Origin of the sequence: Microbacterium sp. (assembly GCF_047602155.1) — a bacterium.
In the GTDB taxonomy this organism is placed as follows: domain Bacteria; phylum Actinomycetota; class Actinomycetes; order Actinomycetales; family Microbacteriaceae; genus Microbacterium.
On sequence record NZ_JASGHZ010000001.1, the window covers coordinates 1418699 to 1434114 of the forward strand.

Consider the following 15416-nt stretch of genomic DNA (forward strand, 5'->3'; position numbering starts at 1 on the left):
TCCGACCGCCCGGCATCCATTCGCCTGTCACGAAGTGCGGGTGCCGGCGACGGATTGTGGCCGGCGAACCGGGGACCGGACGGCGCCCGGCATCCACCGAGGCAGGTCAGCGCAGCGAGTCGGCGACCTCGCGCAGCGCGTCGGCCGAGCGGCGGAACAGGCCCAGCTCGTGGTCGGAGAAGTCGACCTCGCGGATCGGCTCGGCTCCCGCGGCCGACACGACCGACGGCACCGAGAGGGCCACGCCGCTGACGCCGTGGAAGTCGTTCAGCACGGTCGACACCGGCATGACGGAGTGCTCGTCGCCGAGGAGCGCCTCGACGATCCGTGCGCTCGACAGCCCGATCGCGTAGTTCGTGGCGCCCTTGCCCAGGATGACCTTGTAGGCGGCGTCGCGCACGTCGATCGCGATCCGGTCGAGCTCATCGACGGTGAACTTCGGCTGGCCGTCCAGCGGCACCCAGTCGAGGATCGGGACGGTGCCGATCGTCGCATGCGACCACAGCGGGAACTGCGAGTCGCCGTGCTCGCCCACGATGTAGGCGTGCACGCTGGCGATCGACACGCCGGCGCGCTGGGCGATCATCCAGCGCAGTCGCGACGTGTCGAGCACGGTGCCCGAGGCGAAGATGCGCTGGTACGGCAGGTCGCTCGCCTCGTGCGCGAGCACGGTCAGCACGTCGCAGGGGTTGGTGACGAGCACGAACGTCGCGTTCGGGGCGACGTCGAGCAGCCGCGGCATGAGGACCTTGAGGATGCCGGCGTTCACGCTCGCAAGCTCGATCCGCGTCTGGCCGGGCTTCTGCTTGGCGCCGGCGGTGATCACGACGACGTGCGAGCCGGCCGCGACCGAGATGTCGTCGCCGCCGACGATGTCGCTCGACCCGGTGAACTGCGCGCCGTGGGCGAGGTCGAGCACCTCCGCCGTGGTCTTGGCGGCGTCGATGTCGTACAGCGCGACGTGGCGCGCCGAGCCGCGGATGAGTGCGGCGTACGCCACGGACGATCCGACGCCTCCGGCGCCGACGACGGTGAGTTTCGAGTTCTCGATCACGCTCATGGCCCCAGTCTTGCAGGGAGCGGATGCCGGGGCCATCACCGTGAGCCGGGTCTATCGGCGACGGGGTGTTCCCCCGTGCGGTCCGCGGGGGGATTGTCGTGGGTGGCCACTGGCCGCCGGCGCCGCGGGCGGGCAGGATAGGAGCATGAGCACGCCGATCAGGCGGCCGCTGTCGGCCGACGTCGAGGGGCTGCGTCTCGCCGAGTGCTGGGACGTGCTGCGCGATGCGGCCTACGGCCGGCTCGTCGTGCTCGACCCGGGCGGCGCACCCGACGTGTTCCCGGTGAACCACCTCGTGCACGGCGATGCGCTCTTCGTCAGGTCGGCGCCGGGGTCGAAGCTCGTCGACATCGCGCACGATCCGCGCGTCGCGTTCGAGGTGGACGCCGTGGAAGACGGCGTCGCCTGGAGCGTGGTCCTGCGCGGGGTGGCGACCCGGATGGATGCCGACGACGAGATCGAGGCCTCCGGCATCCTGGATTTGATCAGCGCGAACCCGACCGAGAAGTACGTGTTCCTGCGCATCGAGGCCACGCAGGTGAACGGGCGCCGGTTCCGTATCGCCGTCGGCTAGGTCTGCGGTGGTCGTCGGCATCCGGATGCGTGTCGTAGACTGGACGACGGTGACGTGTCCGAGCGGCCGAAGGTGCAACTCTCGAAAAGTTGTGTAGGGTAACCCCCTACCGTGGGTTCAAATCCCACCGTCACCGCCAGCGTCGAAGCCCCGCGAACCCTTGGGAATACTGGGATCGCGGGGCTTCTGCTTTGCCTGGACAAGGCTGGCGGTAACGCAGCGGTAACGGAACTCTGGCGCATGCCGGGTGTGGACGCGTTGCGCGCTGGTCAACGACATCTCTCAACGTCGGAGGCTCTTCGTATCCTTGATCTCAATGATCTGGCGACTTGGGGTCGTCGGACGCGGGGCGCGTCTGACGCGCGGAGAGGCGCTACGCCGATGAGGCTGACCAGGCTAGATGTGCGGTTTTTCCGGTCGTTCAATCACGACTATGAGGCAAGGGCCGGGAGAATCGTGAGCGGCCCGCGTGGGACAACATCGATCCGTGGTACCCGTTTGTGCGTGTGCCGATCGATGAGGAGATCACAGCAATCGTCGGGGCCAACGAATCCGGCAAGAGCCAGCTTCTCTCAGCGGTCAAGGCACTCTTGACGGGCTCACCCATCGAACGGGCAGACTTCTGCCGCCACAGCGAGCTGTACTCGGTCAAGGCCGGAGAGCTTCGTCTCCCTCACTTCGGCGGTGAGTTCCTAATTGAGCCGACGGACGATCTGCCCGCGATCTCGGGGCTCCCCGACGCGGGTACATTCGAGCTCTACCGTCTCGGTGCCGATCCGGCGTTCTTGGTCGTCAACGGCAACCGCATCGAACTGACTGCGACCGACTTGGCAAGTCTCGAGTCGGCGCTTCCTACGTTCTATGAATTGAAGACGAATCTCGCGATACCTGACAGCGTTTCAATTGCGGAGCTTGCCGGCGTTGCGCGGGCCCCGATCCATGACCGGCGCAAGCGCGCAACCATTCTGACGACGGTCGCAAATCTGCTCCCAGCGATGGACTTCACGTCGCTGCCTGCCAGCCTGCAGAGCTTCCTCCAGAAGAGTCCAGATCCAGATGCCATCGCCGCCGAAGCGCGGCGGCGAGACGAGTATGAGCTCGCGAGGAGCCTTCTCGTCGATGCCGCGGGAATCGACGAGAAGGCATTCAGCGAGCTTCAAAGCGCGATCGCCGACGGCCGCGAAGGGCAAGTTGAGGCATTGATCGGTGCGATGAACTCAGCGATCAAGGAGAACCTGAACATCCAGCGGTGGTGGACACAGGATCGAGACTTCGATCTGCTCGTCGAAGCGCGCGAGCACGAACTCGCATTCACGGTTCGCGATCGCACCGGCTCCAAGTACTCCTTTCAGGAGCGGAGTCAAGGATTGAGGTACTTCCTTAGCTACTTTGTCCAGCTCGCCGCACATCGCATTCGGCATGCAGAGCCGGATCTTCTCTTGCTGGACGAGCCCGACGCCTTCCTCTCGAGCATCGGGCAACAAGATCTCCTACGGATCCTTCACGACTATGCGCTACCGGAAGCGGGCGGTGACGGGAGCCAGGTTGTCTACGTTACCCACTCCCCGTTCCTCATCGACAAGAATGCGCCGCACCGCATTCGCGTGCTCGACAAGGGCGTCGAAGCGGAAGGCACACGCGTCGTTCGCGATGCGGCAAACAATCGCTATGAGCCGCTTCGATCGGCACTCGGAGCCTACGTGGCGGAGACCGCCTTCATAGGCGGGGAGAACCTCTTCGTTGAGGGTCAGGCGGATCAGGTATTGCTTGCGGGACTATCGACCGCCCTTGCCGTCACAGGTGACTTCGGCGGTGGACTCGATCTGAACGAGGTGACGATTGTCGCGTGTGGTGGCGCTGATTCGATTCCGTACATGGTCTATCTGGCTCGTGGCCGCGACACTGTAAAGCCGCCGTGCGTAGCGCTCCTCGATGGCGACGAGGCAGGCCAACAGGCCGAGCGTGTCCTGCTTCGGGGTGAAGCCCGGAAGAAGAAAGTCTTGTCGGAACGCTACATTGTCCGGCTCGATCGATGGGCCGCAACCACGGAGTTCGACTTCGGTCCGGTTGTCGTGCGTGAGATCGAAGATCTTCTGCCGATAGGGATTGCACACCGTGCCGCGATCAACTACTTGGCTCGCTTCTCGGACCTCAGTAGCGTCGACGTGCTTAGCTTCACCGCCGAGTCGATCTTCAGCGCGGTGACTGCAGCGCATGGGAAGCTCTGGGATGGGCTGGCCGCGGCGTATGGGGCCGCATTCGAGGGCGAGCACCTTGAGAAGGTGGGACTTGCTCGCGAAGTTGTCTCGCTCGTTGCAGGGAACCATTCGATCGAGGGCGCGAGCACGCTTCTGGACCGGTTCGGCCGACTCTTGCAGCACCTTTCCGAGGTGCTTGATCTCGCTGCCGTTGAAGAGGCCCAGGCGCGGGGTGATGATCGACTGGCACGAATTGTGCGTGCCTTTGAAAAGGATCACCCGACGGGGATCAAGAAGCACGATGCGCGCCGCATTCTCACGAACATTCGAACGACGCTTTCTGGCGCAGATTTCCCCGACGAACTCCACGGCCGTGTGCAGCGTCTACAGCGCGACTTCCAGATCGACGATCCAACGGACGCACGTGTTCCGCGATTCGAGGAGTTCCGCAAGCAGCTCTTGGAGCTGAGGCTCAGCGACCGACTGAGCTATCAGGACGACGCGCAATCGGATCCGTCCTCGAACGCACTTGAGGAAACTCAGCTTCCAATGGAGACGACAGAAGAACCTGTTGCCGAGGCGACCTGCGCCACACCGCCGCGTCGCTTGCGATTAGCGCCGGAGCCAACGCCAAGGCGGTCCAGCGGATGCTCGGGCATGCAAGCGCGGCGATGACGCTCGACACGTATGCCGAGCTCTTCGAGGATGACCTCGAGTCTGTCGCGGTGGCGCTGGACAGCCAGCGATCAGCCTCGCTCGCGCCATAGGCGGGAGGGGCGCGGCCGCTGGCGAGTGGCCCACGTGGTGCAGCTCGAGTTTTGCAATAGTTTTGCCGGACCCTTCACTGTGAAGGGCTGTGCAAAACGCCCGACATCAGGCGGTCCGGATGCGCCGCGCTGGTCTCCCAAGCCGTGGCGGCTCTACAAGAAAGACCCAGCCCCTCCCCGAGGGGGAGAGAACTGGGTGGTGTGAATCAATCAAAGCACATACTCACGTCGATGGGTTCACCAGCCAGCCGGTTTGTCGAACCCTCCAAGCGGATCGGAAAATTGATGTGCGAAGTAGTCATCGGGCTGCAGGCGGAGCCACCAGTGGCCGCCGACGCCGTCGCCGGGCTGTCCCTTGAGCATCTGCGACAGCGGACGCTGCGTCGGATTCACCAGCCCCACGGGCACATGCCCGCGCGCGATCTGGAGCGGAAGGCGTAGGTCGCCGTCGTTCGAGAGCACGATCGCGGCATCGACCTGTTGGCGAAAGATGTCCGAGAGCAGATGAGCCGCGACGTTCACGTCAGAGCCCTTCTCCTCGAACGAGGAGTAGTGCACGAACAGGTTCATGTCGCCCTCGGGGCCGATCGTTTCTTCTGCGGCAAGCCAGGTAGGGAGAGCGTCGGCGCCTGGAGAGACAACACGCGCGAACCTGCGGCGCCGGGCTGAGCTCGGCGCCACGAGCACTCCCTTGCCAGTCTTGACGTTGTACTGGCCGAGCTCGACGGTGACGCGTTGGTCAACCCGAAGGGCGTTCAGGTACGTGGCCTGATCGCGTGCAGAAGAGGCATCCCCGTCCTTCTCCCGCAGCGCCGTGCAGTACTTGAGTGTGGCGACGCGGGTCGGGTGGGCAAAGCGTGAGGTCGCCAGCTGCTCGCTCAGGCCGATCAGGTCCAGCCAGCGCCAACCGGGTAGACCACGGCCACACTGACTGCGCGCGCCGTAGTACACATTGAAGGCATCGACGTATACGCCAACGCGCAACGCGGGCTGTGGCGGCATCGTCATAGTCTCATCGTGTCAGAACCAACGCGTCACATCCCCGTCGGCACAAGAGCTTCTGCCGCCTCAGCGCGAGATCTCGCTTCGCAGCGCAGGGGCACCTGTAGCCTCGTTCGAGACCCGTCAGCGGTAACGCAGCGGTAACGGAATTTCTGCGGGACGCCGTTTTCAGGTGTGTGCACATGTGCCCAACATCCGCGGAATCATGCGGATCTCGCCGGTCGGCCCGGCATCCATTGGCCTGCGATAGGGGTTCAAATCCCACCGTCACCGCCATGAAAACCCCTGCTGAACAGGGGTTTTCATCTTGACTCGTAGGACTTGCCCCAGGTCGCAACGAGGGTTCTGCGTCGTGCAGTGCGTATCGGTTTCACTCAGTCTGTGCGCCGGCGACGACGCTGTACCGCTGGTGGTTCGAGCTTTGGCACTGCCCGCAGCATGAACTTGTCGAAGTCGGGAACGGTGAAGGCTGCGTAGCCGTGCTCAGGCGTGTAGAGCAGGCCCATCTCAATGAGCTCTGCGCGCGTTGGGCCGAGCTGCGTCGAGTCGCGACCCAGGAGTCTCGCGACGTCGGATGCTTTCTGTGGCTCGGGGCCCAGTTGTGCCATCGCGCGCATGTAAGCCGTCTGCAAGGGTGTTGCGCGGTCGAGGCGGACTCGGAAAAACGAGCTATCCAACTTCGCTTCATACGCCTCTCGCGCGAGTTCGACGTCTTCTCGGGTGATTCGACCGTCGCGAGCGACGGTCCAGACCTGGTAACCGAGTTCCTGGATGAAATACGGATAACCGCGGGTGATCTCCATCGCAAGATCCACTGCCTGTTCGTCGAAGATTGCACCCTCCGCGGCGGCTGGAGCCGTGAGTGCCTCGCGTGCGTCCGGATCCAGCAGTGAGTCGATCTTCGGGAATTTGAACAGCCGTTCAGCGTACGACTTCGCGTCGCCGGCGAGTTCGGCTATCTGTGGCAGCCCCGCACCGACGAACGTCACCGGCAGCTTCCGTTGAACCGTCTTGTGTATTGCCTGGATGAGCGCTTCAAGCTGGGTCTTTGCCAGGAACTGCACTTCATCGATGAGTATCACGACGCCTTTGTGCTCTTCGGCGGCGGCTTCGCCAATGGCAACGAAGACGTCAGTGAGGTCCATCCCGAGGTCGCCGTGGTCTCCGCCCCCCTCTGCAGGGGGGATGTCCCACGACATCGACCATGTGCCCTGTTGGTCAACGGACACGGCGAAGGCGCTGAGGACTTCGGCGGCGCGTCTTCCTCTCGTTGACCAGCGGGCGCGGGGCGATAGGCGCAGCAATGCTGCTTTGAGTTGAGAGAAGATCGTTTGGCGGAAACGGCTGTCGTCGTGTTTGCTGGCCTCGAACTCAACGACCTCCCACCCAGCGCTGCGTGCAATCTGCTCGAACTGGTTGAGCAGCACGGTCTTCCCGACACCTCGCAGTCCAGTAATGATCATCGATTGCTCTGAACGACCTCGTTGCAGGCGCCGCAGCAGAACCTCGAATGATTCAGTCTGGTCGTCGCGTCCAATGAGCACTTCTGGAGAGGCGCCGGCATTCGGAGTGTACGGATTGTCGAGGTTGTCCACGATACGATCTTACAGCGTTTTGTGTGTCTTATGCGAGACTAATAAAGCTATATAAATATCAAAACCATGTGCTTTGCTAAGGCAGGCAGACGCCTTGCCCTTGGACCACGAGGCAACGATGTCGGCGAGCCTCACTACTGTTGATCGCATGCCCGACGCGCGTTACGAGGTCTTTCGATACCTGAGCGCGACCGAGCACGCCGACACCTATCGCGCGATCATGCGCGAGTTTGCCGCGGCGAAGGAGCGCTTCATCGTGCACCTCCGACCCGAGGAGCTGCGGAATGCTGTGCCGCGCGCCCTCGACCCCGTCTCCCTGCTCGCCCAGCTCGTCGAATGGGGGAACCTCCGTGCCGATCCCGACACCAGCCGGGTGTCCACCGTGGAAGAGTTCAACCGCGCACGCTACGTGTATCAGTTCACCGCTGCGGGGGAGTCGGCCGAACGGACGCTGGCGGACTTCGATCGCACTTTCGGCGCCGCCGGCTCACTGCAGTCGTGGGCGCTGGAAGACATTGTGGAGCAGCTTCAGGTCATCCTCGCGCAACTCGCGCTTCCGGTGGCCGACGAAGCGAAGACAGCTTTAGCGATGACAACGCTCACCGACCGCTTCACAGGCCTTGCCGCCAACGCACAGGCGTTCAGCGGCGACCTCCAGCGAACGATCGACTTGCGCGGCGTCGACACCGATGCATTCCTGGCCTACAAGGAGCGCCTCATCGGCTACCTGCAGAGGTTTATTCAGGATCTCGTCGCGCGCACGGCCGAGATCGCCGAGCTGCTCGATCGTATCGGCGAGGCCGATGAGGAGCGGTTGCTGCAGATCGTCGCTGCCCGAGAAGCACGGGACATCGCTCCGGATGCCGGCGGAACCGTCGATGCCGTTTCATTCCTGCGCGATCGTTGGCATGAGAGATTCGCCGGCTTCCGGCAATGGTTCGTCGGTGCCGACGGAGCAGTGAGCCAGTCTCAGCAGTTGCGACACATGGCGATCAACGCGATCCCTGCGCTGCTCGGCATGGTGCAGCGACTTGGTGACCGTCGTGCGGGTCGTAGCGACCGGGTAGCGGACTTCCGCGCGCTCGCGCTGTGGTTCGCGGAGGCGCCTTCCGACGATGACCGCCATCGGCTCGCCTCGGTCGCGTTCGGCCTCGCGCCGGCCCGGCATCTTTCCGTCGACGAACACACACTCGACGAGCGGATGCGGCACCCCGTCGCGGCGAGTACGCCGTGGGCCGAGGCTCCGCCTATTGAGATCAGCCCGCGGCTGCGCGCGACCGGCAGCTACGAACGCCGTGGCTCGCCCTCGCGTGTCCGCGATCGTACTGCGGAGCGCCGAACGATCGCGCTCGCTGTCGAAGCGCAGCGTGTCGAGATGGAACGCCTGCGCATACAACTGCTCACCGATGAGCCAGAGGCGATCGGCGACTTCCCCCTCGTGGATCCGGATGCGAGAAACTTGCTGTTGCATCTGCTCGGTGATGCTCTCGCACAGCGGCGCCGGCCCAGTGACGCGGTGACCACGCGCAGCATTGACGGTACGTTCATGGTCGAACTGCGCCCCGACGGGGCCGCGGCCTCCGCGCTTCGGATGGACGATGGCGTGCTCGTCGGCCCAGGACATCGCGTCCGAATCTCGGAGGCACGATGAACGTTCTCGCATCCGCGGTGGAGGAGAGCCGTGAGGCGGAGCGTCGACGTGCGCTGCGCGCGCTACTTGTTCAGCCGGTGTTGACCGCGCGCGGACCGGGTGAAGCCGACTTTCGCCGGGTGCGGCGCTTCGAGGCCGACCTGCGTGCATGGCTCGATGTCAACACCGGCTGGCGGCTGACGGTCGACACCAGTGTCGCCCGCCTGCACAAGCGCGTCGCGGGAACGGACGCGACGAGGGGGATCGCCGATCATCGGCGCCGTTCGTTCACTCGGCGTCGTTACGTGCTCCTCGCCCTCGCTCTCGCTGTGCTGGAGCGTTCGGGTGGTCAGATCACGCTAGGTAGGCTCGCAGAGGACGTGATCGGCGAACTCGGCGATCCACGCTTCGCGGCAGCAGGCATGGAGTTCACACTGGTCGGTCGCGATGAGCGCGCCGACATGGCCGCCGTCGTGCGACTGCTCCTATTGATTGGAGCGCTGCGACGGGTCGAAGGTGACGAAGAGCGGTTCGTCGACACGGGTGCCGACGCGCTCTACGATGTCGAGCACGGTGTTGTCGGGGTGATGCTCCAGACCGAATACGCTCCGTCGATGGTGACCACCGCGGATGCGGAGACCCGGCTCGCCGCGGTCGCCGAACGCCCCTTCACCGATACTGACGATGCCCGAACGCGGGCGCTGCGCCGCTCGCTGACTCGCCGACTGCTGGATGATCCCGTGCTCGAGTACTCGTCGCTCACCGAGGAGGAACTCACTTATCTCACCGGCCAACGCCGGGCGATCACCGATCGCATCACGGAGGCGACCGGGCTCGTGGCCGAGGTCCGCGCGGAAGGGATCGCGATGCTCGACCCAGAGGACGCGCTCACCGATGTCCGGATGCCGGAAGGCGGGGCACCGGGTCACCTCGCACTCCTCATCGCCACGCGGCTGGCAGCCGTGGGAAGGATGACCCGGGATGCGGTCATCGAGCACACCAACGAGCTGTGCGACAGTCACGCGACGGTCTGGGGCAGCACGATCCGCTCGCGCCCGCGAGCGGAGTTGGCGGACGAGGCCGTCGGGCGACTCCGTGCTCTCGGGCTCGTTCAGATCGACGGACAGAACGTGGCCGCCCGACCAATGCTCTCGCGTTTCCGCCTAGGCGATCCGCGCGTGAGCGGCACTGCGACGCTGACGGGAGCGACCCCATGACGCTGCCGACACCGTCGAGCGGCCGGTACAAGCCGTTGCGATGCGGCCTCGTCGAGCTGTTCTTGTACGAAGCGCAGGAGTTCCCGTTCCGCGACGGGCGCTTGCTGCTACGCGGTGACAACGGGAGCGGAAAGTCGAAAGTGCTCGCGCTCACGCTGCCGTTGCTGCTCGACGCGAACCTGGCACCGGCGCGGATGGAGCCCGACGCCGATCCGAACAAGCGCATGGCATGGAACCTTCTGCTCGGCGACGCCTACGACGAGCGCACCGGATACAGCTGGATCGAGTTCGGCCGCGTCGACGACGAGGGTGCCGAGCAGTTCGTTACCCTCGGTCTCGGAATCAAAGCCGTTCAGCACAAGGGCGTCGCCCGGCATTGGTGGTTCGTCACCGACCAACGGATCGGAGGCGATCTGCACCTCATCGACCGCACCCGCACCGCACGTACCCGGGAGCGCTTGATCGAGGCGATTGGCGATCGCGGAGCAGTTTTCGACACGGCGGACCGCTACCGGCGGGCCGTTGACGAGGCGCTGTTCGGTCTGCACGGGCGGTACGACGCGCTCGTCGACCTGCTCATTCAGCTTCGCCAGCCGCAGCTGTCGAAGCGTCCCAACGAGCAGCAACTGACGAGGGCACTCTCGGAGTCGTTGCCGCCCATGCCCGAAGCCCTTATCGACACTGTCGCACAGTCGTATCAGGCGCTGGAGGACGAGGAGCGCGCCCTTGCCCGGCTGCGGTCGAGTGCTGCCGCGGTACGGACGTTCATCGCCGAGTACACGCGGTACGCGCGGGTGGCAGCGCTGCGGGCGACGGCTCAGCCACGGCGTGCGCAGTCCGACTACGAGGGGCAGACCCGGCGCGCCAGGGACGCGGCGTCCCGAGCGGAGCGGGCGATCGAGGGTCTCGCCGCAGCGGAGGCCGTTGTGGAGCAGGACAAGACCATGCTCGCGGGGCTGAGCGGCTCGCGCGACGCACTGCGTGAGCGACGCGGGTCCGACGAGATGCGGCAGTTTGCAGCGTCCCGCGACCTGGCGGATGCGAAGCGTCGAGCGGCGGACGTCGCGGGATCGGCCGCCGGGGACGCGGCGTCGGCTCATGCGCATGCGCGTCGCCTGCTGGACGAGGCGCGCGTAGAAGTGGAGCGCGAGCACGAAGACGTCGCCCGATCCCGGTCTGCGGCATCGACCATCGCGGGAACGGCGGGAATCGACATCTCCGCCTCCGATGACGCCGACCTCGTTGTACGCGAGGCGGCTGCGGAGCTGCGTCGCAGGCAGGAGCACGTCGCCCACGTTGACGGCGTGATCGGCACCCGGGAGACCGCGGATGGTGTGCGGGCCGAGGCGCAGCGCCGAGCGGACGAGGCGACGGCGCAGCTGGAGGCGGAGGACGAACGGATGCGCGCGGCGCAAGACGCTGCGCAGAGCGCCGCCTCCGCGTGGCTGGAACGCTCGCGGCAGCACTTGAACGGATGCCGGCTGCTGCGCGATGACGGCGTCGACGCGGCCTTGGATGCCGCCACGGACTGGGCAGCCGCGCCCGCCGACGGTGCGACCCCGCTCGCGCGCTGGGCGCAGGAGACTGTTCGCGCCCGCGACGCCGAGCTCGAGGAGGAGCGCATCGTCGTAGAGGGCGAGCTGCAGCGCGTGAAGCCGCTCATCGACGACCTCACGGCCGAGATCATGCGGTTGGATGCCGGTGGCGTGCGCACTCCGCAGCCGCCGCGCACGCGGGCCGCCCGGCGCGACGATGCGACAGGTGCCGCGTTCTGGGAGTGCGTCGACGTTCGAGCGTACGTCGCCGCAGACGATGCCGCGGGTCTCGAAGCCGCGCTCGAGGCATCGGGCCTGCTCGACGCATGGGTCGGCCTGGACGGTTCCGCCAGGGGCGCCGACGACGACGTACTCCTGCAGCCCGTACCGCAAGAGGGTCCAACGCTCGCTGACCTGCTCGATCCGCTCGAGGTGCGGGGCGTCTCGGTGGAGCGCGTCGGGGCGCTGTTGCGGAGCGTCGCGCTCGATGACACCCCGCGCGAAGGGCAGGTCGCAGTCTCGACACGCGGGGCCTTCGCGCTCGGTCCCCTCGTCGGCTCGTGGCGCAAGCCTGTGGCGGAGTACCTCGGAGCCACGGCGCGCGAGGCTGCTCGGCTGGCGCGCCTCGTGACGGCGCGGGTCGAGCACGAGCAACTCGTCGCGGAGCGCGCAGAGTGGGCCGCGCGCGGAGGCAGCATCCGGGAACGCCGTAGAGCTCTTGTTCGCGAGCGGGACGAGATGCCGAGCGACGCCGAGGTGCGGCGGACGAGCGACGCCGCGGCATCCGCCGCCAAGCGCCGCTCCGTCGCGAATGACGATCTGAGTGCACGGCAGACGACGCTCGCTGGCGCGATCGAGACCCACCGGCAGGCAGCCGCGGCAGTGGACGAGGCGGCAGCGCTGTACGGCATCGATCTTGCCGCGATCGAGGACGTGCGCGACGCCCTGCGCGCGCTGCCAGCCGGGGTGGAGCGGCTGGTCGACGCGATCAGGCGACTGGCTCGGTGCACGGCGCGGCTGACGGAGCGTGAGGCCACGCTCGCCGAGTCGTCGTCGTTGCTTGCGGCCGCTGAGATCCGAGCGATCTCCGCCGCCGATGAGGCCGTCGTCGCCGAGCACCATCGCGACACGCTTGAGGCGACCGTGGGCAAGGAGGCGCGCGAGATCGAGACCCAGCTCGCAGTGGTCGAGGGCGAGATCAGCACTGCCTCCGCGCTGCTGACGGTGCATGAGAAGGAACTGCGGAAGGCATCCGACGAGCGTGCTGTCTCCGAGAGCGCTGCGGTCGACATCGAGAAGCTGGTCGCCGAGGCGACGGTCGCCCGCGACGCGGCATCCGAGTCTTTCCGTCTGTTCGCCGACACCGGGCTGCTCGCGCTCGCGACTCCCGACCTCGATATCCCCGACCCGGCCACGCCATGGGCTCCCGATCCAACGGTGCGGCTTGCGCGTCGGGTGCTTGAAGTGCTCGGCGGACAGGATCCGACCGATGACGTGTGGGACGTCGCTGTCGGGCGCTTGCGCCGCGCCTTCGAGACCCTGCAGGGCGAGCTGAGCACGCAGGGGCGGCAGTCCGCATGGGACCAGCGTCACTCCGTGACCGTCGTGACGATCCAGCACGGTTCGCAGTACGTGTCGCCCGAGCACCTCGGGGTGGAGCTCGACGGCGAACTGGCCGAGCGAGAGCGCCTGCTCTCGGCGAAGGAGCGCGCCATCCTCGAGACCCACCTCATCGACGAGGTGGGGGCGCAGCTGCACGAGCGGGTGCGCGACGCCATGGCGCAGGTGGGTCGCATCAACCACGAGCTCGCGCAGCGGCCGACGCGTAGCGGACTGAAGCTGCGGATCGTCTGGGATCCTGCAGACGGCGACCTCGACAAGGAGGGGCGGTCTCTGCTGCAGCAGAACGCCGCGGCGTGGTCCCCCGCGGATCGTGAGGCGATCGGCGAGTACTTGCGTTCTCGGATCGCCGCCGCACGGGCCGACGACCCCGAGGCGAGCTGGCATGAGCGCCTCGCCCACGCGTTCGACTATCGCGCCTGGAACACGTTCGCTGTGCAATTGCATCAGGGGCGGGGATGGCGGCCCGCCACAGGGCCGGCGTCGAGCGGCGAACGCGTGCTGGCCGGTAGCGTGCCGTTGTTCGCCGCGGCGGCAAGCCACTACGCGTCTGCCGCAAATCCGCATGCACCGCGGATTGTGTTGCTCGACGAGGCGTTCGCCGGTGTCGACGACAGGTCGCGCGCGAACTATCTGGGACTGCTTGCGGAATTTGATCTCGACGTCGTGATGACAAGCGAGCGGGAGTGGGCGACCTATCCCGAGATCCCCGGCATCGCGATCTCCAACTTGTTCCGGTTGCCGGGAACGGATGCCGTGCACGTCGAGCACTGGACATGGGATGGCACAGAGCGCCGACGTGCGGCGGAGCCGGGAACAACGGCGATCGAACCGGAACCGCCAGTCGATTGGAGTGAGAGTGCACTGGCATTGGACCTCGGTGACGTGACGTGACCGCCGAGCGAGTGGAACGACTTCTCGGTGCCCCCGACCTCACCGGCCTCATCGACGTGCTGGCGCGCCGAGTCGCGCGAGGGCTCCCGTTATCCGGACGTATCACGCTGCCCGTCGCCGTGGAAGACGGCGCCGCAGTTGCCGCGCTTTTCGGACAGCGACCCCGCGGTGGAGCGTCGGTCTTGGTCGACCTCGACCGGCTCGACGAGATCGTACGAGACAGCGGCGCAGCGACATCCCTCCTCACTGCGGTCGAGCAACTCCGCGGGCCGATCGCGGTTCGTGAGCACGCCGACCGACTGCGGCAGGCGTGGGACGCCGCCTACGCAACTCTTGATCCCTTAGTGGCATCTCGTCCTGCACTCGCGGGGTGGGCCGCCGGCCTGCGCTCACGTGGGACGGTGCGGCGATTGGTGGACACGCCCGACGCGGGTGCGCACCTGTTGCAGCGCGTCATGCATGTGCTGTCCAACCTGCCCACCGATGGAGAGGCGCTTCCGCGTCTTGCAGCGAGGTTGCTCGGCTCGGCACATGCGCTCGACCTGGGGACACCCGAAGCGTCTCTTGTGCTGTCGGCCTTGTCCACGCACGGCGGTGGCTTAGGCGCCGCGGAGGAGCGCCGCGGCGCGCGTCAGCGTCGCGAACTATGGGCATCGGTCGGGGTCGCGGTCGATGAACTGTCGAGCACGGTGCTCGTGCACAGGTTGGCTCTGCCTGGCTCACTCGGGGATCTCACCGGTGCGGGTGAGCCGGTCGTTCTCACGCTTCGTCAGCTTCGGAGTCTCGAGGTCGCGGTGCCTCGCGTGCCAGTGTTCGTTTGCGAGAACCCGTCTGTCGTTGATGCCGCGGCCCGGGAACTGGGCGCCGCCAGCCGGCCGCTCGTCTGCATCCAGGGCCAGCCATCGCTTGCCGCCGATCTGCTCCTGCGCCGCATCGCACCCGCAGGGCTGCGCTACCACGGGGACTTCGACTGGGGAGGGGTGCGCATCGCGAATCGTATCCACGCCGGCCCTGGGTTCGAACCGTGGCGATATCGGACCGTCGATCTGGAGCAGTTCGCCGATCTTCCCGGAGCGCCACTGAAAGGCGCTCCGGTCGAGGCGCGCTGGGACGGCGGAGTGCTGGCGGCGTTGAAGTCTCGCGCCGTCCGTCTAGAAGAGGAGCAGGTCATCGATGTCTTGCTCGCCGATCTGGCGCTCTCTTCATAAACGACGACTCGCACATCCTCGCATCGATCAATTCGAGCACGGCTGCGCGCTCGCGGAGAATCCCGTGGCGCCGTGCCTGCCGAGTGGAAGTTGTGCCCCGTTCCAACGGGTGAACG

General features: G+C 66.2%; 8 protein-coding genes, 1 tRNA gene and 1 pseudogene. 7 read left to right on the forward strand and 3 right to left on the reverse strand.

Annotated elements, in window-relative coordinates; all coding sequences use genetic code 11:
• Nucleotides 1–106: 106 nt before the first annotated feature.
• On the reverse strand, nucleotides 107–1060 hold the full coding sequence (locus QM720_RS06610; protein ID WP_415125345.1) for an L-lactate dehydrogenase: 954 nt from the start codon (nucleotides 1058–1060) through the stop codon (nucleotides 107–109).
• 145 nt (nucleotides 1061–1205) lie between these two features.
• Between QM720_RS06610 and QM720_RS06615 the strand changes: the two genes are divergently transcribed.
• The 3 genes and pseudogenes from QM720_RS06615 to QM720_RS06625 form a co-directional block, all read left to right on the forward strand.
• Nucleotides 1206–1634, forward strand: coding sequence for a pyridoxamine 5'-phosphate oxidase family protein (locus QM720_RS06615; protein ID WP_415125346.1), 429 nt, complete (start codon nucleotides 1206–1208; stop codon nucleotides 1632–1634).
• A 48-nt stretch (nucleotides 1635–1682) separates the two neighbouring features.
• Nucleotides 1683–1773 (forward strand) — tRNA-Ser (locus QM720_RS06620).
• A 2640-nt stretch (nucleotides 1774–4413) separates the two neighbouring features.
• A pseudogene (locus QM720_RS06625) lies at nucleotides 4414–4599 on the forward strand (tyrosine-type recombinase/integrase); the annotation flags it as partial.
• A gap of 237 nt (nucleotides 4600–4836) precedes the next feature.
• Here QM720_RS06625 and QM720_RS06630 read toward each other — a convergent pair.
• Both QM720_RS06630 and QM720_RS06635 read right to left on the reverse strand, forming a co-directional pair.
• Nucleotides 4837–5607, reverse strand: a complete 771-nt coding sequence (locus QM720_RS06630) for a hypothetical protein (protein ID WP_415125347.1) — start codon at nucleotides 5605–5607, stop codon at nucleotides 4837–4839.
• Between the two features lie 368 nt (nucleotides 5608–5975).
• On the reverse strand, nucleotides 5976–7196 hold the full coding sequence (locus tag QM720_RS06635) for an ATP-binding protein (protein WP_415125348.1): 1221 nt from the start codon (nucleotides 7194–7196) through the stop codon (nucleotides 5976–5978).
• Between the two features lie 148 nt (nucleotides 7197–7344).
• Between QM720_RS06635 and QM720_RS06640 the strand changes: the two genes are divergently transcribed.
• Genes QM720_RS06640 through QM720_RS06655 form a run of 4 tightly spaced genes read left to right on the forward strand, consistent with a single transcriptional unit; the run spans nucleotide 7345 to nucleotide 15300 of the window.
• On the forward strand, nucleotides 7345–8847 hold the full coding sequence (locus tag QM720_RS06640; RefSeq protein WP_415125349.1) for a TIGR02677 family protein: 1503 nt from the start codon (nucleotides 7345–7347) through the stop codon (nucleotides 8845–8847).
• Entirely contained in the window at nucleotides 8844–10043 is a 1200-nt protein-coding gene (locus tag QM720_RS06645) for a TIGR02678 family protein (protein ID WP_415125350.1), read from the forward strand. The genes QM720_RS06640 and QM720_RS06645 overlap by 4 nt, the downstream gene beginning before the upstream one ends.
• Nucleotides 10040–14092 carry a TIGR02680 family protein gene (locus QM720_RS06650; protein ID WP_415125351.1) on the forward strand — a complete coding sequence of 1351 codons (4053 nt, stop codon included), beginning with the start codon at nucleotides 10040–10042 and terminating at the stop codon, nucleotides 14090–14092. The genes QM720_RS06645 and QM720_RS06650 overlap by 4 nt, the downstream gene beginning before the upstream one ends.
• On the forward strand, nucleotides 14089–15300 hold the full coding sequence (locus QM720_RS06655; protein WP_415125352.1) for a TIGR02679 family protein: 1212 nt from the start codon (nucleotides 14089–14091) through the stop codon (nucleotides 15298–15300). The genes QM720_RS06650 and QM720_RS06655 overlap by 4 nt, the downstream gene beginning before the upstream one ends.
• Nucleotides 15301–15416 lie beyond the last annotated feature (116 nt).